21 protein-coding genes are annotated in these 22,873 nt (G+C 69.5%); 4 read left to right on the plus strand and 17 right to left on the minus strand.

Annotated elements, in window-relative coordinates; all coding sequences use genetic code 11:
* Window positions 1-4: 4 nt before the first annotated feature.
* The 8 genes from ACXC9Q_RS04405 to ACXC9Q_RS04440 form a co-directional block, all read right to left on the minus strand.
* Complete coding sequence (locus ACXC9Q_RS04405; protein ID WP_457055164.1) at window positions 5-562, minus strand: GNAT family N-acetyltransferase; 558 nt, start codon at window positions 560-562, stop codon at window positions 5-7.
* Complete coding sequence (locus tag ACXC9Q_RS04410; protein WP_457055165.1) at window positions 559-1,821, minus strand: ROK family transcriptional regulator; 1,263 nt, start codon at window positions 1,819-1,821, stop codon at window positions 559-561. The genes ACXC9Q_RS04405 and ACXC9Q_RS04410 overlap by 4 nt, the downstream gene beginning before the upstream one ends.
* 56 nt (window positions 1,822-1,877) lie before the next feature.
* Window positions 1,878-3,131: an enolase C-terminal domain-like protein gene (locus tag ACXC9Q_RS04415; RefSeq protein WP_457055166.1), complete on the minus strand. Its 1,254-nt coding sequence runs from the start codon at window positions 3,129-3,131 to the stop codon at window positions 1,878-1,880.
* The gene (locus tag ACXC9Q_RS04420; protein ID WP_457055167.1) at window positions 3,132-4,007 is read right to left on the minus strand and encodes an NAD-dependent epimerase/dehydratase family protein; all 876 of its coding nucleotides are present in this window, start codon (window positions 4,005-4,007) and stop codon (window positions 3,132-3,134) included.
* A complete protein-coding gene (locus ACXC9Q_RS04425; RefSeq protein ID WP_457055168.1) occupies window positions 4,004-4,885 on the minus strand; it encodes a carbohydrate ABC transporter permease in 882 nt (293 codons plus the stop codon). Before ACXC9Q_RS04425 ends, ACXC9Q_RS04420 begins: the two co-directional genes overlap by 4 nt.
* Window positions 4,882-5,808, minus strand: coding sequence for a carbohydrate ABC transporter permease (locus ACXC9Q_RS04430; RefSeq protein ID WP_457055169.1), 927 nt, complete (start codon window positions 5,806-5,808; stop codon window positions 4,882-4,884). The genes ACXC9Q_RS04425 and ACXC9Q_RS04430 overlap by 4 nt, the downstream gene beginning before the upstream one ends.
* Window positions 5,809-5,811: 3 nt before the next feature.
* Entirely contained in the window at window positions 5,812-7,194 is a 1,383-nt protein-coding gene (locus tag ACXC9Q_RS04435; protein ID WP_457055170.1) for an ABC transporter substrate-binding protein, read from the minus strand.
* Window positions 7,195-7,325: 131 nt separating this feature from the next.
* Window positions 7,326-8,147 carry an alpha/beta fold hydrolase gene (locus tag ACXC9Q_RS04440; RefSeq protein ID WP_457055171.1) on the minus strand — a complete coding sequence of 274 codons (822 nt, stop codon included), beginning with the start codon at window positions 8,145-8,147 and terminating at the stop codon, window positions 7,326-7,328.
* 15 nt (window positions 8,148-8,162) lie between these two features.
* Between ACXC9Q_RS04440 and ACXC9Q_RS04445 the strand changes: the two genes are divergently transcribed.
* Entirely contained in the window at window positions 8,163-8,534 is a 372-nt protein-coding gene (locus tag ACXC9Q_RS04445) for a VOC family protein (RefSeq protein WP_457055172.1), read from the plus strand.
* A gap of 11 nt (window positions 8,535-8,545) precedes the next feature.
* On the opposite strand, the gene ACXC9Q_RS04450 is transcribed toward ACXC9Q_RS04445, so the two are convergent.
* A complete protein-coding gene (locus ACXC9Q_RS04450; RefSeq protein WP_457055173.1) occupies window positions 8,546-9,631 on the minus strand; it encodes a DUF5937 family protein in 1,086 nt (361 codons plus the stop codon).
* Window positions 9,632-9,730: 99 nt separating this feature from the next.
* Between ACXC9Q_RS04450 and ACXC9Q_RS04455 the strand changes: the two genes are divergently transcribed.
* A complete protein-coding gene (locus ACXC9Q_RS04455; RefSeq protein ID WP_457055174.1) occupies window positions 9,731-11,014 on the plus strand; it encodes an MFS transporter in 1,284 nt (427 codons plus the stop codon).
* On the opposite strand, the gene ACXC9Q_RS04460 is transcribed toward ACXC9Q_RS04455, so the two are convergent.
* Window positions 10,948-11,766, minus strand: a complete 819-nt coding sequence (locus tag ACXC9Q_RS04460; RefSeq protein ID WP_457055175.1) for a sulfurtransferase — start codon at window positions 11,764-11,766, stop codon at window positions 10,948-10,950. The two genes, ACXC9Q_RS04455 and ACXC9Q_RS04460, sit on opposite strands and share 67 nt — an antisense overlap.
* Window positions 11,763-12,416: a thymidine kinase gene (locus ACXC9Q_RS04465; protein ID WP_328520871.1), complete on the minus strand. Its 654-nt coding sequence runs from the start codon at window positions 12,414-12,416 to the stop codon at window positions 11,763-11,765. The genes ACXC9Q_RS04460 and ACXC9Q_RS04465 overlap by 4 nt, the downstream gene beginning before the upstream one ends.
* 98 nt (window positions 12,417-12,514) lie before the next feature.
* Between ACXC9Q_RS04465 and ACXC9Q_RS04470 the strand changes: the two genes are divergently transcribed.
* Entirely contained in the window at window positions 12,515-14,158 is a 1,644-nt protein-coding gene (locus tag ACXC9Q_RS04470; protein ID WP_457055176.1) for a S8 family peptidase, read from the plus strand.
* 13 nt (window positions 14,159-14,171) lie between these two features.
* Here ACXC9Q_RS04470 and ACXC9Q_RS04475 read toward each other — a convergent pair whose 3' ends face one another.
* The 5 genes from ACXC9Q_RS04475 to ACXC9Q_RS04495 all read right to left on the minus strand — a co-directional run bounded on the left by ACXC9Q_RS04475 (window position 14,172) and on the right by ACXC9Q_RS04495 (window position 19,542).
* Window positions 14,172-15,296 carry an alkaline phosphatase family protein gene (locus ACXC9Q_RS04475; RefSeq protein ID WP_457055177.1) on the minus strand — a complete coding sequence of 375 codons (1,125 nt, stop codon included), beginning with the start codon at window positions 15,294-15,296 and terminating at the stop codon, window positions 14,172-14,174.
* 7 nt (window positions 15,297-15,303) lie between these two features.
* Window positions 15,304-15,915, minus strand: coding sequence for a DUF5998 family protein (locus ACXC9Q_RS04480; protein WP_457055178.1), 612 nt, complete (start codon window positions 15,913-15,915; stop codon window positions 15,304-15,306).
* Window positions 15,916-15,985: 70 nt separating this feature from the next.
* Window positions 15,986-17,632, minus strand: a complete 1,647-nt coding sequence (locus tag ACXC9Q_RS04485) for an FtsX-like permease family protein (protein ID WP_457055179.1) — start codon at window positions 17,630-17,632, stop codon at window positions 15,986-15,988.
* Window positions 17,629-18,378: an ABC transporter ATP-binding protein gene (locus ACXC9Q_RS04490; RefSeq protein WP_457055180.1), complete on the minus strand. Its 750-nt coding sequence runs from the start codon at window positions 18,376-18,378 to the stop codon at window positions 17,629-17,631. Before ACXC9Q_RS04490 ends, ACXC9Q_RS04485 begins: the two co-directional genes overlap by 4 nt.
* Before the next feature lie 108 nt (window positions 18,379-18,486).
* A complete protein-coding gene (locus ACXC9Q_RS04495; RefSeq protein ID WP_457055181.1) occupies window positions 18,487-19,542 on the minus strand; it encodes a P1 family peptidase in 1,056 nt (351 codons plus the stop codon).
* A 57-nt stretch (window positions 19,543-19,599) separates the two neighbouring features.
* On the opposite strand from ACXC9Q_RS04495, the gene ACXC9Q_RS04500 reads away from it, so the two are divergent.
* Complete coding sequence (locus tag ACXC9Q_RS04500; protein WP_457055182.1) at window positions 19,600-20,109, plus strand: DUF2087 domain-containing protein; 510 nt, start codon at window positions 19,600-19,602, stop codon at window positions 20,107-20,109.
* A gap of 15 nt (window positions 20,110-20,124) precedes the next feature.
* Here ACXC9Q_RS04500 and ACXC9Q_RS04505 read toward each other — a convergent pair whose 3' ends face one another.
* Window positions 20,125-22,848: a bifunctional acetate--CoA ligase family protein/GNAT family N-acetyltransferase gene (locus tag ACXC9Q_RS04505; protein WP_457055183.1), complete on the minus strand. Its 2,724-nt coding sequence runs from the start codon at window positions 22,846-22,848 to the stop codon at window positions 20,125-20,127.
* Window positions 22,849-22,873: the final 25 nt, after the last annotated feature.

Raw genomic sequence — 22,873 nt, forward strand, 5'->3', positions numbered from 1 at the left:
CCGGTCAGGCGCCGGGCCCGCGGTCGTTGAGGATGCGCTGGTAGAGGTTGCAGTCCTGCCAGTACCCGTCGATGTGCAGATACGTCGGCGCCGTGCCGATCTGCCGGAAACCCGTGCGCGCAAGGACGCGCTGTGACGCGGTGTTGCCGGTCAGCGTGCTCGCCTCGATGCGGTGCAGTTTGAGCTCGGAGTCGGCGATCTCGGCGACGGCGTCGACCGCGCGGGTCGCCAGACCCCGGCCGAGCACGTCGACGGCGAGCCAATAGCCGAGGCTCGCGCTGCGGAACGGCCCGGGCACCAGGTCGCTCAGGGTGATCTGGCCGACGAGCCGGTCGCCGGCGGCGAGCACCCACGGCACGATCTGCCCGTTCTTGTACCGCTCGAGCTGGTAGGTCAACCGCTCCGCCTGTCCGGCCGGAGTGAACCACTTCTCCGCCCGTTCGGGCTCCCAGGGCCGGAGGTGTTGTCTGCTGCGGATCTGTTCGTCGGCCAGCGCGGCGGCGTCGTCGAGGGTGGCGATGCGGAGCTGAACGTCGGTCGTCAGCGGGCGGGATTCGATCACTTGGGCAGCCTACGTGCTTGGGAGGATCCGCTGACCCGGGGCGTGAAGGCGTCGTGGAAGATCGTCGACGCGGCGCCGACCGCGGCCGCGTCGGTCTGCAGCATCGACTCCTCGACCACGACCGGCCGGGTCTCCCGGGCGACCGGATGCGCGTTCACCGCGCGGCCGATCTCGGTCAGGAAGATCTCCGAGATCTCCTTCCCGAACGCGGGTCCGCCCAGTACGACGAGGTCGATGTCGAGCAGGTCGACCAGGCCGACCGCGCCCTGTCCGATGACACGTGCGACCTGGGTGACCGCCTTGACGGCGGCCTCGTCCCCGTCCGAGGCCGCCTTGCAGACGGCCTTGTACCGCTTCGCCTCGTCGGTCGCGCTCGGGTCGGTCTCGACGTACCCCAAGTCAGCGGCGATCACGGGCAGCGAGGCGGTCGGGTTACACTCGGGCACCATCCGCGGACCGTCCTCGGGAGTCCACTCCCCCATCCGCAGCGCTGCGATCTGGCCGAACTCGCCGGCGTTCGCCGTACCGCCGCGGTAGACGGAGCCGTTCAGGATCAGGCCGCTGCCCACACCGGTCCCGAGGTAGAGGTAGGCGAAGTCGCGGGAGCGGGCCGAGCGGCCGATCCAGCGCTCGCCGATCGCGGCCGCCGTGCCGTCCTTCTCGACCAGGACCGGATGGTTGAGCTTCTGCTGCAGCAACTGGCGGATCTTCAGACCACGCCAGGCCGGCTGCAGTGGGAGCGCGAGCAGCGAGCCGTCCGCGTCGATCGGCCCCGGTACGGCGACGCCGACGCCGAGCATCGAGGCGAGGTCGATCTGGCTGATGCTGAGCGCCGCGGTCACGGTCGCGGCGGCCAGGTCGACCAGTTTGGTCGCCTCCAGATCGTCGGCCAGGTCCACGGTCTCCCGGCGCACGATCGTGCCGTCGAGGTCGACCACCGCGACGGTCAGCAGTTCGGGGTCGATGTGGATGCCGACCGCGTGGGCCGCGTTCGAGCGCAGCCGCACCGGGGTGCGCGGCTTGCCGAGGCGTTCGGCGCGCTCCTGCGCTTCCTCGACGAGCAGCCCCTGCTGCAGGAGGATGCGCAGGATCCGCGACACCGACTGCTGGGTGAGACCGGTCCGGCGGGAGATCTCGGTCCGGCTGATGATCCCGGCCAGCCGGATCGTCTCGATGATCACCGCCTCGTTGAACGACCCCAGGTCGTACTGGTTCGCGCCCGAGCGCCGCAGCTCCGATTCCTCACCCGAGTCGTCCATCGCCACCTCCCCGCCTCTTCCCGATTAGCCGCGATCGTACTGCCGAAGGTGCTCGATCACGGTGCTTCGAGCGCTCCGTCGATGCGTCGTACGCCGGCCGCCCACTCGTCGTGTCCGGACAGTTGCGCGGGATAACGGGCCGCCGCCTCCAGGTCGAGGTCGATCCCCCAGCCGGGAGCCTCGTTCGGCCGCAGCCAGCCGTCCTCGATCCGCAGCGCGCCGGGGAACACCTCGTAGGTCTCCTCGTTGTAGAGGTGACCCTCTTGGATGCCGAAGGCAACGGAGCTGACGTCGAGGGCGACGTTCGCGGCCGCGCCGATCGGCGAGGTGTCACCGGGCCCGTGCCACGCGGTCCGGACGCCGGAGATCTCGGCGAGATCGGCCAGCTTCCGGGCCGGCGTGAGACCGCCGATGTCGGACACGTGCGACCGGATGAAGTCGACGCCACCGTCACGGATCAGACGGACTGCGTCACCGAAGGACGTCGTCAGCTCACCGACGGCCAGCGGCACCGGCGACGCCGCCCGCACCTCGGGCAGCCGGTCCCACAGCTCGGGCGCCAGCACGTCTTCCAGGAAGAACAACCGATGCGGCTCGAGCGACCGGGCCAGCAGCACGGCCTCCTTCGGCGTGAGCCGGGAGTGCACGTCGTGCAGCAGCTCGATGTTGTCCGGCAGCGCTTGCCGCGCCTCCGCGAACAGCTCGGGCGTCGTCCGCAGGTAGTCCCGCGCGGACCAGCCGTTGTGGTACGGCGCGTCCGGATAGAGGGTCGGCACCCGCGGAGCGCCGTACCCGCCGCCGCCAGGCGTCGAGATCTGCAGACGGATGTGCCGCCAGCCCTGCGCGATCAGCTTCTGCGCGTGGTCGAGGGTCTCCTCGATCGTTTTGCCACTGGCGTGGATGTAGGTGTCGGCCGCCGCGCGGACCTTGCCGCCGAGCAGTTCGTAGACCGGCATTCCGGCCCGCTTGCCGGCGATGTCCCACAGAGCCTGGTCGATGCCGGAGATCGCGTTGTTCGTCACCGGTCCGCCACGCCAGTAGCCGGAGTACCCGGCGAGGCGGGTCAGATCGCCGATGTCACCCGGGTAGCGGCCGACCAGCAGCCGGGCCAGATGCTCGTCGACGAACGTCTGGACCGCCTTCCACCGCTGGGTGAACGTCGCGCACCCGAGCCCGTACAGGCCGGGTTCGGTGGTGTCGATCTTCACCACCACCAGCGGGATGCCTTGCGGCGCGGTCACGATCGCCTTGACCTCGCGGATCCGGACGTCGTCCCGGACGGGCCACGGCTGGTCGAAGTTCGAGGGCATTCAGAGCTCCAGGGAAAGGGTCGGTAGGTCGAGTTCGTGCCGGGCCTGGAAGCCGAGCACGGTCCGGACGGCGGTCAGGTCGATCGGCACCTCGCGGCCGATGAACCGGCGCGACCGCCGCACGTCCGGCGCGAACGCGTCGAGCAGGTCCTCGGTCGCGTACGGCGCGAGAGTAGTGCCCGCGGCGACGAAGAACGTATGCGCCCCGGACGCCGGCGCGGTCAGCCCGAGCTCGATCGAGTACGCCGCGTCCCGCGTGTCCAGGTAGCTCCAGGCCTCCCGCAGTCCGGCGGCCGGCGTCTCCCGGGCGTTGCCGGCCAGACGCTGCAGCACCTCGGCCGAGTTCACGTGCGGGAAGCGGAACGCGACCACATCGATCCCCCACCGGCGCCACGCCATTCTGGCGGTGTTCTCGTCGTTCTGCTTGGACAGCGAGTACGGGTCGCCGACGTCGGCCGGCGCCTTCTCGTCCCAGGGGAAGTACGCCGGCTTGATCTCGTGCGGGTTGAACGGGATCCCGGTCGCGTTGATGCTGCTCGCGATCACCGCCCGTCCGATGCCGAGCGCCCCGGCCTGGGCGAGCACGTTGAACGTCGACACCACGTTGATCGCGTAGACGTCGTACGGCGTACCGGCCGACGGGTGAGCGAGTGCCGCCAGGTGGACGACGTACTCGGCGCCCTCGAGCGCCCGGGCGACGTCCGGCTCGGACCGGGTGTCCCCGATCAGCATGCGGTCGGCCTTGAGATCGGGGTGCTCGACGTTGGTCAACGCCGTCACCCGGGCCCCAAGCTCGTTCAGGTGTTCAACCGTCGCCAGGCCGATCCGCCCGGCCGCCCCCGTCACCAGCACCCGCCGGCCGTTGAGTGGACTCACTCTTTGATACCCCCTGCCATCCCCACGCCTCGCAGGAATTGCTTCTGGAACAACAAGAACAACACGACAGGTATCAGAACCGCGAGGAACAGGGCACTCATTTGCAGCGAGATCTCCGTGGTCTTCTGCACCCGTGGCAGGGCGACCGAGATCGGTTGCAGCCGCGGGTCGGGCAGGACGAGCAGCGGCCAGAGGTAGTCCTTCCAGGACCCGATGACCGTGAGTAGTGCGACGACGCCGACGATCGGCTTGGACAGCGGCAGGATCAGCGCCGTGAACAGCCGCAGGTTGCTCGCCCCGTCGATCCGGGCGGCCTCGATCAGCTCGCGCGGGATCGAGTCGAAGTACCGCTTCATCACCAGCACGTTGAACGCGCTGGCCGCCGACGGCAGCCAGACCGCCCAGAACGTGTTCTGCAGGCTGATCCCGAGCAGCGGCATCTTCAGCACGGTCATGTACAGCGGGACCAGCGAGATGACACCGGGCAGGAACAACGTCGCCAGGACGGCTCCGGTGACGATCGGTCCCCATTTCGGCCGCAGGATGCTCAGTACGAAGGCTCCCGTCGTACAGACGAACAGCGTCGAGATCATCGAGCCGATCGCGATGAACGCCGTGTTGCCCAGGTAGGCGCCGATCTGGACCCGGTTCCAGGCGTCCGGGATGTTCTTCAGCTGGATCCCCGACGGCCACAGCTGCATCGGGCCGCTCAGGATGTCCTGGCTGGTGGAGACGCCGGACTTGAGCAGCCAGAGCAGCGGGCCGACGCCGGCGATCAGGACACCGATGAAGATCAGCACCTGGATCGCCGGCAGGCCGACGCGGACCACGCCGCGCTGCCGATCCTTGGTCGAGATGATTCCGCGCTCGTAGCTCATGTGGTACTCCAGCGGCGAGTGACGAAGTGGTAGACGACCGACAGCACACACAGCACCCCGGCGAGCAGCACGCTGAGCGCGGTCGCGGCACCGAAGTCTCCGTTGACGAACGCGTACCGGTAGATCAGCAGCAGGACCGTCATGGTGGCGTTGTTCGGGCCGCCACCGGTGAACAGGAACGGCTCGGTGAACACCTGGAACGTCCCGATGAGCTGCAGCAGCATCATGATCAGGATGATTCCGCGGATCTGCGGCAGCGTGACGTGCCAGACCCGGCTCCAGATCCCCGAGCCGTCCAGTTCGGCCGCCTCGTACAACTCCGTGCGTACGCCGGTCAGCGCCGCCAGGTAGATGATCGACGTGGCACCCGCGCCGGCCCAGGTCGCCTCCAGCACGATGGCCGGCATCGCCAGGGTCTGCGAGTTCAGCCAGGCGAACGGCCCGAGCCCGAACCAGCCGAGGATCGAGTTGAAGACGCCCGCACCACTCGGGTCGTAGAAGAACGTCCACAACAGGATCGCGGCCACCGGCGGGACCACGGCCGGCAAGTACGAGAACACGTTGTAGAGCCATCCGGTCTTGCGCAGCTCACTGATGAACACGGCCAGGAACAGCGGCACCGGGAAGCCGAAGAGGAGTGCCAGGAACGCGAAGTACAGCGTGTTGAGCGCCGCCTGCGGGAGCTGCGGATCGGTCAGCACGTAACTGAAGTTCGACATCCCGACCCACTCGGCGGGCAGGACCAGGTTGTTCTTCTGGAAGCTGAGCACCAGGCCGCGGACGATCGGGCCCCAGGAGAAGTACAGGAAGATCAGCACCAGGGGCAGGGCGAAGAAGATGCTGCTGAGCCCGCCGGAGCGGTACCAGGTCGCGACGGACCTGGCACTGCTCCGGCTCCGCTTCGGCGTACGTAGCTGGAACATCGGCTACCGGGCCAGGCGTGCGTCGATCTTCGAGGCGGTATCGCTCAGTAGTTTGTCGATGTCCGTGTCCTTCTTCGTGAGCACCTGCTGGACCACCGGGTCGAGCAGCGAGTAGACCTCCTGGCCCTTGTTCGACGGCTCCGGCAGCAGCTTCAGCGCCGTGGTCGAGTCGATGTAGCCCTGGAACTGCTTGACCGGGACGTTCACATACGGCTCACGCCACTTGTTGAACTGGTCGTAGGTCTCCTGGCTCAGCGGGCTGATGCCGGGACGGCCGACGAAACCCTTGTCGGCGATCGTGTTCTTGGCGTCCTGGACCGCGACCGACTCGGTCGTGTACTTGTCGAACTGGTCGAACTTGATCCACTTCAGCGCGGCGACGATCTCGTTCTTGGTCGCCTTCGGGCTGATCATCTTCAGCGAGCCGCCGGTCAGCGTGCCGTACGGGCCACCGTCCTGCGGCAGCGCTCCCTCACCGAAGTCGGCGGGCTTCATGCCGAACTGCTTCACGCTCATGTCGTAGGCGTCCGGCGCCTGCAGGACCATGCCGATCTTGCCGGCCGCGAAGTCCTGGCGGACCTCCTCCTGGGTGTACAGGAACCTGCTGCCCATCGAGTTGTCGGTCCAGCGCATGTCCTTGAGCAGCTGCAGCGCCTTCTTGGTCGGCGCGTCGTTGAACGTGCTCTTCTTGCCGTCCGCGCTCTCGACCGTGCCGCCCATGCTGTACGTCATCGTGGTCAGCATCCAGCCACCGGTGTTGTTCGTGGTCAGCTGCGCGTACCCCGCCTTGCCGGTCTTCTCGGAGATCTGCTTGGCGTACTGGCGGACCTCGTCCCAGGTCGTCGGCGGCTTGTCCGGGTCCAGGCCGGCCTTCGTGAACAGCGCGCGGTTGTAGGCGATGCCGACCGAGAACACGTCGATCGGGACACCGTAGATCCGGCCGTTCGCGTCCTGGACGATCTTCAGGACGTTCGGGTTCAGGTCCTTGGTCAGGTCGACCAGCTTCAGCTCGTCGGTGATGTCCGGGAGCTGCTTGTTCGGGATCATGTTGGCCGGCTCGGTGAAGCTGATGTTCATCACCGTCGGCAGCGTCCCGCCGGCCACCTGGGCCTGGAAGGTCTGGGCCTGCCAGCTGGTCTCGGTCGACTTCACCGTGATGTTCGGGTTCTTGGCCGTGAAGTCCTTGATCTTCTGGTTGAACGCCTTCAGGTCGTTCGGCTTGTCGGGGGTCGGGCGGTCCCCGATCGTGATGGTCACCGGGGCGTTCTGGTCGATCTCGCCACCGGCGCCACCGGACGATGCCGGGGTGGTGCCCTTCGCACAGCCGGCGGCGAGCACCAGCCCGGCAACCCCCAGGGCGGCGCCCCACCTGCTCACTCTCGTCATCGGAACTCCTCAGGTTTCCGGATGCCGCCGATGTGCTCTGAGCTACACACCGGCCAGGTCCCGAGTAAGTTAAACCAAGCGTGTTACTAATTCAATGCCTAGAAGGGGGTCAATTGCTGCAGCGCTTTCGCTCAGGGGTTGAGGTCGCCCAGCGGCATGAACTTGGGCGGCTGCGGGTCGGCGAGGAAGTCGAGCAGCAGACTGTTGACCAGCCCGGGCTTCTCCAGCGGCAGTCCGTGCGAGGTCCCCGGTACGACGGCCACCTGGGCGTCCGGGATCGCCCGGGCGACCTCGGCGGTGTGCTCGATCCGGACGCAGTCGTCGTCACCCTGCATCAGCAGGACCGGCATCGGCAGGGCTTTCAGATCAGTGAGGACGACATCGGGGAGTGTGTCCCACATGCGCGCCCACTTGTCGAAGACGACGTCGAAGTGCCCGGGACCGTCCGGCGACAGCGGGTCGTACTGCTGGCGGAAGGTCTCCTTGAGGACTTCGAGACCTTCGGGCCGCAGCAGCGCCTGATTGGCGGCGGTGCCGCCGGCATGGGTGAGCTCGGTGCCGATCAGGACCAGTTTGCGGACCAGCTCCGGCCGACTGAGCGCAAGGCTCATACCGACCTTGCCGCCGTCACTCCAGCCGATCACACGCACTGGGCCGAGCTCGAGCGCCTCGATGAACGCGACAGTGTCCGCCGCGAAGATCTCCATCGTCACAGGACCGTCGACATCGGGACTGCGGCCGTGACCGCGACGCTCCGGGATCAGGACCCGGTACCGCTCGGCCAGTGCCGGAGCCTGCGCCAGCCAGCTGTCGGCGGTGACTCCCCCGCCGTGCAGCAGCAGGACCGGCTCGCCCGCACCCAGCTCCTCGTAATACGTTCGGACTCCCCGCGCATCGACGTACATGATTGTCGAACGCGCGGAGCGGGCTCCGACGTTCCCGATGACAGCCAATCGAAAAGGGGCATCATGCCGAATCATGTCGTGCACTTCGAGATCACGGGGACCGATCCCGCCCGCCTGCACGCCTACTACCGAGAGCTCTTCGGCTGGACCTACGAGCTCGGGGACACCGTCTCCGGACAGGTCTCCGAAGCAGGCTCGTACGGCTTCGTGGACGCGAGCATCGCCGGCCTGAACGGCGGCGTCGGTGGTGGCGCGACACTTCAGCCCAAGGCGCTGTTCTACGTCGGTGTGGATGATGTCGGAGCCGCGCTGGACCAGGCCGAGGCACTCGGCGGCCAGCGGGTCTTCGGGCCTGACGGCGTACCGGGGAAGATGGTCGTCGGTCAGTTCACCGATCCGGAAGGCAACCTGATCGGTCTCGCCGGCCCGCACTAGCCCGCTGGTACTCAGCGCAGTACGGCCGCCAGCAGGTCGGCCCCCAGTGCCGTCAGATCGGGCAGGTTGAGCGTGTAGTGGACGTAGCGCCCGTGCCGCCGGGTTGAGAGCAGGCCTGCGCGGCGCAGGACGGCGAGGTGGCGGGAGACCTCCGGGGGTGAAAGTTCCCAGGCGTCGGCCAGCTCGCCGGTCGTGTGCGGGCCGCGGGCCAGGGTGCGCAGTAGCCGCAGTCGGATCGGATTTGCGAGTGCCTCCAACCGGAGGGTGACCGTTTCCAGCGACACCGGCTCCGATGGACTCTGCTCGGCGACGGGGTACTGCACCACCGGATGCCACCCGGGCGCGTGGACCGCCACCAGGTGCGGGCGGCCGAAGACGCTGGGGACGAAGGTGACCCCGGCACCGTGGGCGGAGGTCGCCTTGTCCTGCAGCTTGTCCACGATGATGCAGTCGCCGTCGGGTGCGAGGGTGACGGCGCTGGAGACCGAGGCGAGTGCCGCCCCGATACCCTGGCGCTTCAGCAGGTCGTTCTTCAGCCGCAGATCGGTGGCAAGCTGCACGGCGACGCCTGTCCAGGCGGCGTCGAAGAAGGCCTCCGCGCACTGTTCGAGGGTGTGGCGCACCCGCGCCCGCACTGCGGCAGGGTCCGCGAGCAGCCGCTCCGCGAAGGCCTCTTGGAGCGCGCCGCGGGCCTGGGCCAGGTCCAAGGCCCGCTCGCGTGCCGTCGCGTCGGCGAGCGGCGACGGCCCGGCGAAGTGGACCCGGTTGCTGCCGCAGGTGGTGACGAGCGCTGCGGTCACATAGGTTTCATCGTCGATCCGGTCTACCTCGTCCAACTCGTCGGCGAGGGTGGGCCGGGGACGCGCGGGGACCAGGAAGTCGGCTCGTGAGGAACGCCAGAGGAACTCCGCTTCCCTGAGCCGCTCGGCCAGCTCCGGCCGCAGCCCGGCCCAGACGTCCCCGGCCCAGCCGGCGAGCTGCGGGTGATGCCCGGGTTCGGCCAGCACGTGCAGCATCGCGGTCAGCTCGGCCAGCGGGGAGGCAGCGAACCGTACTCGCCCGGACGGCAGGCTGCCGATGTCGATCCTCAACGTCATCCCCTCATCATCGCTGGTCGGACGGCCGGCGAACGCGTCGATTGACGGTGTCAGTCAACCGACATGGTCGGCCCGGCGGCCTGCCGCACCGTTGACGCCATGGGAACCAGCACCAAGACCCAGTTGCGCGCTCTCGTCCGTGCGTCGGGAGGCCCCCGCTATGCCGTGGCCGTGGCCGTGGACTCGCTCGGCACCGGCCTGCTGCGGCCCTTTCTGCTGCTCTACGGGGTGACGGTGCTGAGGCTGTCCGCGCCGACCACCGGCATCGCCATGACCGTCGGCGTCGTCGTGGCGCTGGTATGCACGCCCGCGGTCGGCCGATGGCTGGACCGGGGCGCACGCAGCACGGTCGTGGCGGCGTCGATGCTGGTGCGTGTGGTGGGCGTGGCGCTGCTGCTGGCCGCCCCGGCAGGGCACGTCTGGCTGTTCGCGACGGCGGCACTCTTCCTCGGCATCGGCAACCAGTCATGGCCGGCCGCCCATGCAGCCCTCGTGGCCACGGTCGCCCACGGCCGCGAACGCGACGCCGCTCTCGCGGCCGGCCGCGCCCTGCGCAACGCCGGCCTGGGCGCGGGTGCCCTCCTCGCCACCGCATGTCTGGCGGGAGGCACCACCGCGTTCCAGGCGATGGCGGCCGTCACCGGGCTCGCCTATCTCGCGGCGGCAACCTTGGCATGGTCGGTCCACCTCCACACGCATCCGGCCGCTACTTCGGCCAAGGACAGGGGCGACAGGCCCGCACCTCGGATGCGCGCGCTGCTGGCAGCGAACGTGGTCTACGTCTTCTGCCTCAACGTCTTCGAAATCCCGGTCCCTCTGGTCCTGGTGACCCAGTTGCACGCATCCCCGGTGTGGCCGGCGGCCATCTTGGTGGGCAACACGGTGCTGGTGGTCACCCTGCAGGTTCCGGTCACCGTCCTGATGTCCAGGTTCTCCCGGCGAACCGTGCTGGCTCTCGCCGGCGTGGTACTCGCCGCGTCCTACCTCGGCTTCCTCGTAGCCACCTCACTGGGACACGGCTGGGGTGCCCCGGCCGTCGCGACGGTATCCGTGGTCTGCACGATCGGCGAGATCATCTATGCCGGCAGCGCTACCGCGCTCGTCACCGCCCTCGCCCCGGCCCATGTGCTGGGACGATCCCTCGCCCGCTTCCAGCTCTCCACAGGCTTCGGCCTCGCCATCTCCCCGGCGGTCATCACCGCTCTCGCCTCCCACGGCTCGGCTGCGCTCTGGGGCAGCCTCGCCGGTGCGACACTCCTCTCCGCCACCGCCGTTGCCACCGAGAAGGATCAAGGTGCTCGTCGAGCAGAGCGCGCTCAGGGCTTGCCGGTGGCGATCGGGCGGGAGGGGTCGGTGATCCATTCGGACCAGGAGCCGATGTAGACGGCGGCGGGGAGGCCGGCCACGTCGAGGGCCAGGGCCTCGTGGGCGGCGGTGACGCCGGAGCCGCAGTAGACGCCGACCTCTGTGCTGGCGGTGGCTCCGAGCTTTTCGAAGCGTTCACGGAGTTCGGCGGCGGGGAGGAAGTGACCGGTCTCGTCGACGTTCTCGGTGGTGGGGGCGTTGGTGGCGCCGGGGATGTGGCCGGCGACCGGGTCCATGGGTTCGACCTCGCCGGCGAAGCGCTCGGGCGCTCGGGCGTCCAGGAGTACGCCGGACGCCGCAACGGCAGCCGCGCCATCGGCGTCGAGCAGCGGGAGGTGGCCGCCGGTGGCGGTGTAGGTGCCGGCGCCGTCGGCGGGGACGTCGGTGGCGACCTCTCCCCCGGCGGCTTGCCACGCGGCGAGGCCGCCGTCCAGGACGCGTACGTCGGACAGCCCGAAGTACCGGAAGATCCACCAGGCCCGGGCGGCCGCCGTCGAGTTGGCGGCGTCATAGACCACCACAGCGCTGTCCGCGGACACTCCGGCCCGGCGCAGCGTGGCCGTCACGGTGGTTGCTTCGGGCAACGGGTGGCGACCGGGTCCGGGTGGACCGGCCAGCTCGGTGTCCAGGTCGACGAAGTGCGCTCCCGGCAGGTGGCCCGCATCGTACGCCTCCTTGCCAGCAGGACCGGCCAGGTTCCAGGTGACGTCGATCAGCACCGGCTTCGGGTCCGCCGCACGCAGTTCGTCGACGGTGATCAGGGGACTCATGACGCGGCTCCTCCGAAAGGCAATACCTCGGGTGACAGGGTGGCGCGGGCGCGGGCCTGGGTGAGGCGGCGGCGGTGGTGCCGGCGGCAGAGCACTTCGTAGGAGACCTCGTGGTCCAGCGTCACCATGTCACCCACCACCAACTGCTCGCCCTCGGTCACCATCTCCCCGCCGATCGTACGGGCGTTGTGCGTGGCTCGTTCACCGCACCAGCACAGCGCCTCGACCTGCAGCAGCTCCATCCGGTCCGCGAGCTCCACCAACCGGGCCGACCCCGGGAACAGCGTCGCCCGGAAGTCGGTCAGGATGCCGAAGCAGAACACGTCGATCTGCAGCTCGTCGGCCAGCCGGGCCAGCTGCTCGATCTGCAGCGGGCTGTAGAACTGCGCCTCGTCGCACACCACGTAGTCGATCCGGCCGCCCTGGGTCAGCTCGTTCACGACGTAGTCCCAGAAGTCGAACTCGGGCCGGACCTCGACCGCCTCGGCGGCGAGTCCGAGCCGGGACGAGAGCACCGACTCACCGGCGCGGTCGTGGCTGGTGAAGATCCGCCCGAGCCGGCCCCGGGCCTTGTGGTTGTGGTCCATCTGCAGCGCCAGCGTGGACTTGCCGCAGTCCATGGTCCCGGTGAAATAGAGCAGCTCAGCCACGGGCGCACATCCTGCCAAGTCAGCGGACCACCCCGCACGCCGGGGTGTGTCGGAGGGCCCGGCTTGGGTTCTGGGCCTCCGGGCGGTTTGAATGGAACGTGCGCAAAGCTCTGGTCCTCTTCCTCGCGGCCTGTCTCATCGCCGCCACCGCCACCCTGCCGGCCGCCGCGACGCCGGTCCGGGTGCAGGCCGGGCTCCGCGCGTACTTCGTCATCACCGAGCCGGGCCAGACCGGAAAGGTCACCGGCGCGGTCGGCTCGAACGGCGGCACCGTCTACGCGACGTACGACGCGATCGGGGTGATCGTGGCGCACTCGGCGGCCACCGACTTCGCCACCAAGATGCGTGGCGTCGACGGCGTCCAGAAGGCCGGCGCCACCCGCACCTCGGACCTGCCCGCCGAGGTCGGCAACCCGGCGATCCCGCCCGTGGTGCCCGAGGCGGCCACCGCCTCGCCCGAGATCGATCGCAGCGACATGACCCAGATCGGCGCTGACCGGGCGTGGCAGAAGAACCCGGGCTCCAAGAGCATCACGGTCGGCGTGCTCGACACCGGCGTGGACGACCAGCACCCGGACCTGAAGGCGAACTTCGACGCCGGCAAGTCGGCGTCCTGTGCCTACGGCAAGGCCGACACCCGGCCCGGCGCCTGGCGACCGGTCGGCGAGCACGGTACGCACGTCGCCGGCACCATCGCCGCGGCCCGGAACGGGATCGGCATGATCGGCGTCGCCCCGGGCGTGAAGATCTCGTCCATCCGGGTCGCCGAGCCCGACAGTCAGCTGTTCTTCCCGGAGAACACGGTCTGCGCGTTCATGTTCGCCGCCGACAAGGGTGTCTCGGTCACCAACAACAGCTACTACGTCGACCCGTGGCTGTTCCTGTGTCCGACAGACCAGAACCAGGACGCGATCGCCGAGGCGGTCCGCCGGGCGGTCGCGTACACGGACACGAAGGGCGTGGTGAACGTCGCCGCGGCCGGCAACGAGGACTACGACCTGGCGGAGAAGGGCACCGACGAGTCCAGCCCGAACGACTCGACTCCGGCCCCGCGCACGGTCACCAACGACTGCATCAGCCTGCCGACCGAGCTGCCGAACGTGGTCGTGGTGGCCTCCGTCGACTCGACCAGCACCAAGTCGCAGTTCTCGAACTTCGGTGAGAACAAGATCAACCTGGCTGCCCCCGGTCAGGGCGTCTACTCGACCGTTCCGGGCGGCGCCTACAAGGTGCTCGAGGGTACGTCGATGGCGTCGCCGCACGTCGCCGGCGTCGCAGCCCTGCTGCGGAGCGTGGATCCCCGACTGACCCCCGCGCAGGTGCGCGGCCGGCTCGCGCAGCAGGCGAACGACCTGGCCTGCCCGGCCGGCTCGTCGGGTCAGTGCGTCGGCTCGGCGGCGAACAACTCCTTCTACGGCGAGGGCATGGTCGACGCAGCGGAGGCGGTCGGTGCCGCGGCCGCGCAGCCGCAGGGTGCGGTGGCGATCACCGAGCCGTCCGAGCAGCTCGGATTCGGCGGAGTGCCGGCGATTCCGCTGCTGATGAAGGGGACCGGTGGCACCGGCGACATCAGCTACTCGGCGGCGGGCTTGCCGCCGGGGCTCAGCATCGACCCCGAGCGAGGCTGGATCACCGGAGTCCTCACACCGGGCTCCGGACGCTACAAGGTGACCGTCGTCGCCCGGGACGGCGAGGCGAAGACGGCGCAGACCAGCTTCTTCTGGGACGTCTGGAGCTTCTAGCCGCGGACCGGAGCTAGCGGCCGGCGTCGACGAGCAGTGGGATCAGCATCTCGTCGTCGGTGAGCGAGCCGTGCAGCCCGATCAGTCCGGCCTCGTGCGGGTAGCGGCGGCTTGCGACCAGCGCGACAGGTCCGAGTGCGGCGACCACGACGTCGCCCAAGCGCGGCGCAACCCGGTCCTCGACGGCACCGAACCATCCACGTGCAACCGCGTCCTCCCGGCTCAGCACGAGCGCCTTGTCCCCCAGCCGCTCGCGGTACGTCGCGATGACGTCGGCCTCTGCCCCGGCGAGGCAATACAGATGCCGGAAGCGTGACTCGCCCCCGATGAGTCGCAGGCCGTCGGTCAAAGCAGGCTCGGCATCGAGGTCGAGGCGGTGCTCCGGTGCCACGTCCACCATCCCGTGGTCGGCGACGACGAGCAGTACGGCGTCGCGCGGCAAAGCGGACCGGACTTGCTGCGCGAACATGTCGGCGGCGGTCAGCTCTTTCTGCCACTGCCACGACTCGCTGCCCTGCTGATGACCGGTGTAGTCCAACTGGGAGTCGTACACGTACACCAACGACGAGCTGCCTTCACGGCTCGCGAACCGGGTCGCGTCCAGCCGGTCCTCGATGGTGTCCGCACCCCGGTGGGCACTTCCCCGGAACGCCGCGGCCGTCAGACCCGACGAGTCGAAGCGTGCCTTGCTCACGTTGCGGGTGGCAACGCCGGCAGCGGCGACGCGATCGAAGACCGTGCCATGCGGTTGCCAGCGGCGCGGGTCGACCGGTGCGTCCCAGGACAGGGCGTTCAGCAAGGCGCCGGTCTCCGGCACGATCGAGGTGTAGCCGACGATGCCGTGGGCACCAGGCGGCAACCCGGTCCCAAGGCTGGTGAGGCTCACCGCGGTGGTCGAGGGCACTCCGGCCGTGAGGCTGCGACCGGTCGGCAGCAACGACGCCAGGTACGGCGCGGCATCCGCGTGCCGTTGCAGCAGGTTCCACCCCAGTCCGTCGAGCAGCAGGACGGCGTACCGCGGCGATGGCGGGAGTCCGAGGGCGTTCTGCTCGCCGGGGACCGACAGCGCACCGGCGACCGATGGGAGCACGTCGGCGAGCGAGCCACCGCCGTACTGCGGCTCCACCGGCACGATCACTGCCGCACTACCTGCTGGTCGCGAACGAGAGGGCCTGCGCGAACTCGAGCACCTGCTGGATCCCGGCCGGGCCGTCCGCGGCGGCGCTGATCCGCAGCGAGATGTCGTCGGCCGCGACGGATCCGGTGTAGCCGTGGTCGGCCTCGCAGTTCGGGTCGGCGCAGACGGCCGGCTCGAGGTCGATCCGGTTCACCATGCCCCAGCCGATCGTGAGCACGACCTCACCGCTGCCGGCCACCGCCGGGTCGGACTTGCCGGAGGCGTAGCCGGCGGGGTTGGGAACCACCCGGTTCACGACCACCGCGTTCACCCGTTGCAGCGGGATCGCCTCGGTCGAGGTCGACGCGTACGGCGCGCGGATCAGCTCGTCGGCCGCGTGCTCGTCGGTGTGCCCGACGATCAGCCGGGTCGGGGTGAGCGCCAGGATCGTGATGTGCCGCCGGACTTCGTCCCGGTCGAAGGTCGGCTCGTGCTGGAGCATGAACGCGCGGATCGGCTCGCCGGCGATCGCCACCGCGAGCGAATCCGTCACCACATCTGGGTAGTAGCCGCACCGGTCGATCGCCTCGCGCAGGGCTGCGGACGCGTCCGCGAGTTCCGGGGCATTCAGGTCACGCATGCCCTCATCCTGCCACGGACGCGGCCCGCGCCGTTTTCCCCTTGTGGACGAGCACAGGCGACGACGGTGATCAGTTCGCGCTTGCCTTCCGCAGCACCGGTGCACCCGCGGCGCCTGCCACCGCGACCAGCACCAGCCCGGCGACGACCTGACCGATCAGCAGCAGTACGCCGGAACTCCCCTGCGTGATCACCTTGCCACCACTGAGCGCGAGCCCGCACAGCGCACCGAACCCGACGACCGGCAATCCGACCCCGATGACAGGTACGACGGCGGCCAGTCGCGCCGACCGCTCGATCACCCGCAACGGCACACCAGAACGCCGCAACGCACGGGCAGGCGCGGCCTGGTCGAGCGCCGTACCGACCGCACCTGCAGCCGTCGACGCCGCCACGGTCATGAACACCAAGTTCAGCAGCAGCGCGACTCCGATGCGCAGGTCGTGGAAGGTCGGGTCGTCCTTCCCCGGCGGCATGAAGACCGAGATGAAGCCGGTGACGAACCCACTCAGCACCAGCGCCGCCACCGGACGGAACGCGGCCTTCGGGTCGTCAACCAGCCGCCGCCCCGCGAGCAGCGCCACCGGACCGTTGGCCAGGCTCGCCAGCATCTTGCCGATCACCTGCACCGCCCACGGCCCGATCACCCGTACGGCGAGCGCAGCGAAGCCCACACCGATCAGCAACGGGATCACAGCCGCCTGCATCCCGTAGTACGCGAGAACGATCGGACCGATCAGCAACAGACCCAGGCGCAGCACACTGATCCCCTTGCGAGTCTGACCGCGTACGACGCCCAGTGGGGTGATGCTGACCCGGCCGAGCCCGATCAATGCGCTGACCACCGACAGGACGGGTACGGCGGCCAGCACGACGAGCACGCTCCACCAGCTCACCGTGATGTCGTGCACGTACCAGCGTCCGCCGCCCAGCGGGATGCGGGCGATGAGTGGACTCAGCAGTGTGTAGCCGACCAGACCGATGACTGCACCGGCCAGACCGAGTACAGCCTGCTCCACCGCGCTCAGCCAGAGAACCTGTGTCCTGGTGGCACCGGCGAGGCGGAGTGCAGCCAGGCGATGCTCACGGCGCTTCGCGGCGACGCCGGCCGCCTGACCGACCAGGCTCAGGATCGGGAACAGCACCAGGATGATGCCGAAGGCCACCGCCAACAGCAGACCGACCATGCGGCTGTCCCAGACGTCGTCGTTCCAACTGCTGACGTACTGCGGATGGTCGTCGGGCCGGAGTGAGTCGACGCCACGGATGACGATGAACTCCTCCGGCGAGGACAGCCCCTTGTCGCTGATCACGCCGGCCGGCTTCTCCACGCCGTACTGCTTGCTCAGGCTGGACCAGTGCTTGGCGACCTCGGGCGAGACGAAGACCTCGCCCGGCTTCGGGGTGTGGTCGAGGCCGGGTGGCGGCGGGAGTTCGTTGGGGCGGAGCGCCGCGAGGTCGAGGCGCATCATCGGGTGACCGTCGACCGTCTCGTCGGTCTGGTCGATGGCTCCGATCGCCGTCGCCGGGTCGGCCTTGTCGGAGCTGCGCCAGCCGATCCGGTCGGAGCGATGGGCCAGGCCGAGCGAGCCGGCGATCAGGAAGGTGACGAGCAGCGCGACGACCGCGGTCGCACCGAGCGCGGCGAGGTTCGCCGCCCGGCCACCAGGCCCTGGACGGCGGACGAACCGCAGCCCGAGATCCGTCATCGGGTTCATCGCCCAGTCCCCCAGCCCAGATCGCTCATCGGCGACCCAGCACCCGTCGACCCAGCACCCGGCGAGTCACTCACCCGGCCGTCGACGATGCGCAGGACTCGATGACAGCGGGCGGCGACCGCGTTGTCGTGGGTGACGACCACCACCGCGGCGCCGCGATGCGTGGCCGCGCCGACGAGCAGGTCGATCACCTGGGAGCCGGTCGTCGCGTCCAGAGCACCGGTCGGCTCGTCGGCGAACACCACCTGCGGCTCGCCGACCAGTGCGCGGGCGATCGCGACGCGCTGTGCCTGACCGCCCGACAGTTCGCCCGGGCGCCGACCGGCTTCCGCCCCCAACCCGACCTGGGCGAGCATCATCCTGGCCCGGCCGATCGCGTCCCGCCGGCTCAGCCCGTCCACCATCAACGGCAGGGCGACGTTCTCGTCGGCGGGCAGTTCGGCGAGCAACTGGTTGTCCTGGAAGACGAAACCAAGCCGGCGACGTCGAAGCACTGTGCGGGCCGCGTCGTTCAGCTGGTCGACGCGTTCGCCGCCCAGCCAGACCTCGCCCTGGTCCGGCGTGAGGATGCCGGCCAGGACGTGCAGCAACGTGGTCTTGCCGTTACCGCTCGGGCCCATGACCGCGAGCGCCTCACCGGACCGGATCGCGACATCCACGCCGGCCAGGCCGACGACGTCGCCGTAGTACTTGACCAGGGCATGGCCGCTCAGGACGACCTGTGGTTGGGGACTCTGGAAGCTCATACCGCAGAGCCTGGCGCGGGTGGTGCCTGGGATCGTCGGCCCACGGTCCGGTCTTACCGTCGTCTTCCGGCGCCTCTCGCCATCCGCGCGTACGACCGGGGTCGTACGTCAGTCGGTCCGGAAGGCAGAGGGATAGGCGTCGCGATAGCTGGGGATCGTGCCGGCCGGAGTCTCCACCGACTCGGCGTTGAGCATCGCGTGCACGATCGCGCGGGACAGCGTCCGGGCGCCGGCCGCGTAGACCGTCTCCAGTTGCCCGATCGCGGTCGGATCCGTGACGCTCAGCCGCGGCCCGTCGTCGCTACGGGTCGACAAGGCGAAGATGCTGTCGCCGTCGACCAGCGTGTGGATCGGGTCGATCGCCCGGGCCAGCCCGTCGTGCGCAACCATCGCCATCCGCCGTGTCGCCGCCTTGTCCAGCGGTACGTCGGTCGCCAGCACCGCGATCACCGTGTTCATCGGCGGACCGGGGATCAGGTTGCGTCCGGGTGCGGCCGGCGGAGGCGGCTCGGTGGGAGTCCGGAGGTGGGTGAACTCGTCACCGAGGCCGTAGCGGGCGCCGTAGAGGTTGCCGTCGGCATCGACCGCCGAGCCGGCCGCGTTCACGATCACCAGCGCGCCGACCGTCGTGCCGTCATCCAGCCGGACACTGGCCGATCCGACTCCGCCCTTGAGCGACCGGGCCCGCGCCCCGGCGCCGGCGCCATGGTTGCCTAGGGCAACCGGACCGTCGGTGGCGACTGCGATCGCCTGGGCGCCCCAGTCCGGCTCGGGCCGGGCCTGGAAGTCCCCACCGCGTCCGAGGTCGAAGATCACCGCGGTCGGCACGATCGGGACCACGTCCTTGTCGCCCTGCCCGACCCGGACGCCCTCACCGCGCTCCTCGAGCCAGCGCATCACGCTGCCGGCCGTGTCCAACCCGTACGCGCTGCCGCCGGTCAGCACGATCGCGTTCACCCCAGCGTTCGAGTTCACCGGCTCGAGCAGATCCGTCTCCCGGGTCCCGGGCGCGCCCCCTCGGACGTCGACACCGGCGACCGCTGTGGCCGGCAGATGGACGACCGTCGTACCAGTCAGGTACGGCGCGTCGACGCGCTCGACCTGACCGACCAGAACTCCAGGGACATCGGTGATCGCGTTCTGCGGACCCGGCTGCATCGTCATGGTGAATGTTTAACACCCGGGCGAAATCCGGTTGCGGGCGACATTAGCGTGGATGGCATGAACGCCGATCAGCTCTGTGGTCTGCTCGCGGAACCGTCGAGGCTGCGGACGTACTCCGCCGTCGTCCTCGGCGCGACGACTCCGGATCAGGTTGCCGGCAGCACCGGACTCCCCGCGCCGGTCGTCGTCAAGGCGCTCCAGCGGCTGACCAAGGGTGGGCTGATCACGGCTGCCGGCGACGGTCTGCAGGCCGACGAGGCGGCGTTCAAGGACGCGGTGCGAGAAAGTCGCCCGGAGCGCGTGCCTCTCGACCCCGATCCGGACCGCGACGCCGTCCTCAGGTCGTTCATCCGGGACGGCCGGCTGACGCACTTCCCGACCTATCCGGAGAAGCTCCGGATCGTCCTGGAGTACCTGGTCACCAACTTCGAGCCCGGGCGCAGTTACCCGGAGCCGGAGGTGAACGAGATCCTCAACCGGTGGCATCCGGACCACGCCGCCCTCCGGCGCGAGCTCGTCGAGGCGCGCTTGCTCGATCGCGCCAGCAGCATCTACACCCGCCGGTAGTGACGCGCGCTGCCGTCAGGTGAGGCGGCGGGCGGACGTGTCCTGGCGGGGCTTCTCGTTGGGAGCGATCCGGATGCTCGTGTCGAGCACTGTCGCGCCCTGCGCGGCGGCCAGCACCGAACGGAGGTCCAGCCGGACGACTTCCTCGAGGTCGAGGGTCAGCCGGGAGACGCGGTGCAGCAGGGCCTCGATCGCGGGGATGTCCACCGGGTCCGAGCCCCGGTAGCCGTAGAGCAGCGGAGCCGCGCGCACCTCGCGGACCATCTCCGCGGCATCGCGGGTCGTGAGTGGCGGCATCCGGTACGAGCGGTCGCCCAGCAAGTCGGTCGCGACACCGGTCAGGCCGAAGGTGACGACCGGGCCGAAGGACACGTCCTCCAACGCCGAGATGACCACCGGCACGCCGGGTGGCGCCATCTTCTGGACGACGAACTGCGCCCGGGCGGGATCCGACGCGACACCGAACATCTGCGTCATCTCCGCCCAGGCCGCGCGCATGTCGTCCTCGTCGTGGATGTGCCGCCAGATGTCGGCCAGGTCCGGCCGCATCCGCCACTGCTCGGCGGTCGCCTTCAGGATCACCTCGTAGCCGAGGTCCGCGGCCCGTGCGACCGCCTCGTCCGCACTCAGCACCGGGAACGCCGGCAGCACCGGGATCCCGTAGAAGCTGAGTAGCCGCTGCCGGTCGGCGTCCTCGAGGTCGGCGCCACTCGGGTGCCGTTGCAGGTACTCCGCGACGAAGTCCTCGGCGCCGGCGGTGTCGACCTCCGGCAGGTCGGGGATCCGGCTGTCCGACCGCCGCCGCCACTCGCCGTACTGTGTCGCCTTCGCCAGTGCGCCGACGGCGTACTGCGGATTCAGGAAAGACGGGATCGATCCACGCGCCGCGCCACCGTCCGCGTCCGGCACTCGCAGCTCCGCGGGTACGCTGCGGGACGCGAGGAACGTGGACACGACCGGCTTCTTCGAGCCGGCGGCCGCAGCGGCCAGGACCTGCGCGACCTCCGCGCCGTTCGACAGCACCGGTGGCGTGTAGATCACCACGATCGAGTGCACCCGATCGTCGCCGAACACCTCGGACAGCGCCGCGCCGAAGTCTGCCGCGGTCGCGTCCGCGCTGAGGTTCCGCGGCTCGCCGGCCACCTCCAGGCCGCAACCGGCCATCGTGTCCAGCGCGAGCAGGGTCAAGGCGTCGGAGTTGCTGACGATCGCGACCCGCCGGCCCATCGGCAGCGGCTGGTGCGCGAGCAGTTGGGCGACGTCGAACAGCTCGCCGGTGGTGTCCACCCCGATCAGCCCGCTCTGCCGGAACATCGACTCGATCGATGCCGGAGGCAACTGACTGCGCCGGACCATCTGCCCGACCGGCACGCCCTGCGTGGCCCGGCCGGACTTCAGCGCGACCACCGGCTTCCGCCCGGCCAGCCGCCGCGACACCCGGCTGAACTTGCGCGGATTGCCCAGCGACTCCAGGTACAGCAGTACGACCTCGGTCGCCTCGTCGGAGTACCAGTACTGCATCAGGTCGTTGCCCGAGACATCGGCCCGGTTCCCGGCCGACACGAAGCTCGACAACCCCAGGCCACGCCCGGCCATGTCGGCCAGGATCGGCACCCCGAGCGCACCGGACTGGCAGAAGAACGCGACCCGGCCGCGGCTGGGCATCACCGGCGAGAGCGTCGCGTTCAGCCGGACTCCCGGCGCGGTGTTGATCACCCCGAGCGCGTTCGGCCCGATCACCCGCATCCCGTAGGACCGGGCCAGGCCCACCAGGTACCGCTGCCGCTTCCGCCCTTCGTCCCCGACCTCGGCGAACCCGCTCGACACCACGACCAGCCCGCGCACGCCCTTGGCCGCGCAGTCCAGGATGACGTCGGCCACCATCTCGGCCCGCACGGCGACCACGGCCAGATCGACCGTGTCCTCGACCTCGCGGATCGTCGGGTACGCCGGTACGCCCTCGATCTCGTCCGCCTTCGTATCGGTGTTGACGGCGTACAACCGGCCCGGGAAGCCAGCGTCGCGCAGGTTGCGCAGCAGCGCGTTCCCGATCGTGCCCTCACGCCGGCTGGCACCGATCAGCGCGACGCTCGACGGCGTCAGCAACCGCGCGATCGAGAGCGCCTCGGACCGCTGCTCCCGCGCCTGCATCACCCCGAACGACGTGTCGGTCGGCGCGATGTCGAACTCGACCACGATCACGCCGTCCTCGAACTCGCGGGCGACCTTGTAGCCGGCCTCGGTGAAGACCGTGATCATCTTCCGGTTGTCCGGCAGCACCTCGGCGACGAATCGGGTGATGCCGTTCTCCCGGGCCGCCTGCGCCAAGTGCTCGAGCAGGAGTTGCCCCAGCCCGCGGCCCTGGTGCGCGTCCTCGATCAAGAACGCGACCTCCGCCGTACGCCGTCCGGTCCGCTCGTACCGCCCGACGCCGATCATCTCGTCACCGACGGTCACAATCAGCGCCAGCCGATCGTGATAATCGACCTGTGTGAACCTCGCCACGTCCCGATCGGACAATTGTGGGTACGGGGCGAAGAACCGGTAGTACTTCGACTGCTCGGACACCCGGGCGTAGAAGGCCACCATCAGGTCCGCGTCGGCAGGCGCGATCGGCCGGAGATGCGCGGTAGCACCGTCCCGCAGTACGACGTCCGCCTCGAGGTCGCCCGGATAGCCGGACGGGTGGTGCGGGTCATACTGGGCCGGTTGCTGCGGCTCCTCATCCGGCGGGGTCACCTGGTCAGCCTACTCAAAACAGTTT

This window comes from Kribbella sp. CWNU-51 (assembly GCF_054073265.1).

Excerpts from the sequence above, each read along its gene's own strand:
- ACXC9Q_RS04410 (WP_457055165.1), bottom strand. The coding sequence starts at position 1,821 with ATGGACGACTCGGGTGAGGAATCGGAGCTGCGGCGCTCGGGCGCGAAC.
- ACXC9Q_RS04415 (WP_457055166.1), bottom strand. The coding sequence starts at position 3,131 with ATGCCCTCGAACTTCGACCAGCCGTGGCCCGTCCGGGACGACGTCCGG.
- ACXC9Q_RS04425 (WP_457055168.1), bottom strand. The coding sequence starts at position 4,885 with ATGAGCTACGAGCGCGGAATCATCTCGACCAAGGATCGGCAGCGCGGC.
- ACXC9Q_RS04430 (WP_457055169.1), bottom strand. The coding sequence starts at position 5,808 with ATGTTCCAGCTACGTACGCCGAAGCGGAGCCGGAGCAGTGCCAGGTCC.
- ACXC9Q_RS04435 (WP_457055170.1), bottom strand. The coding sequence starts at position 7,194 with ATGACGAGAGTGAGCAGGTGGGGCGCCGCCCTGGGGGTTGCCGGGCTG.
- ACXC9Q_RS04445 (WP_457055172.1), top strand. The coding sequence starts at position 8,163 with ATGCCGAATCATGTCGTGCACTTCGAGATCACGGGGACCGATCCCGCC.
- ACXC9Q_RS04450 (WP_457055173.1), bottom strand. The coding sequence starts at position 9,631 with ATGACGTTGAGGATCGACATCGGCAGCCTGCCGTCCGGGCGAGTACGG.
- ACXC9Q_RS04455 (WP_457055174.1), top strand. The coding sequence starts at position 9,731 with ATGGGAACCAGCACCAAGACCCAGTTGCGCGCTCTCGTCCGTGCGTCG.
- ACXC9Q_RS04460 (WP_457055175.1), bottom strand. The coding sequence starts at position 11,766 with ATGAGTCCCCTGATCACCGTCGACGAACTGCGTGCGGCGGACCCGAAG.
- ACXC9Q_RS04480 (WP_457055178.1), bottom strand. The coding sequence starts at position 15,915 with ATGCGTGACCTGAATGCCCCGGAACTCGCGGACGCGTCCGCAGCCCTG.
- ACXC9Q_RS04485 (WP_457055179.1), bottom strand. The coding sequence starts at position 17,632 with ATGAACCCGATGACGGATCTCGGGCTGCGGTTCGTCCGCCGTCCAGGG.
- ACXC9Q_RS04490 (WP_457055180.1), bottom strand. The coding sequence starts at position 18,378 with ATGAGCTTCCAGAGTCCCCAACCACAGGTCGTCCTGAGCGGCCATGCC.
- ACXC9Q_RS04495 (WP_457055181.1), bottom strand. The coding sequence starts at position 19,542 with ATGACGATGCAGCCGGGTCCGCAGAACGCGATCACCGATGTCCCTGGA.
- ACXC9Q_RS04500 (WP_457055182.1), top strand. The coding sequence starts at position 19,600 with ATGAACGCCGATCAGCTCTGTGGTCTGCTCGCGGAACCGTCGAGGCTG.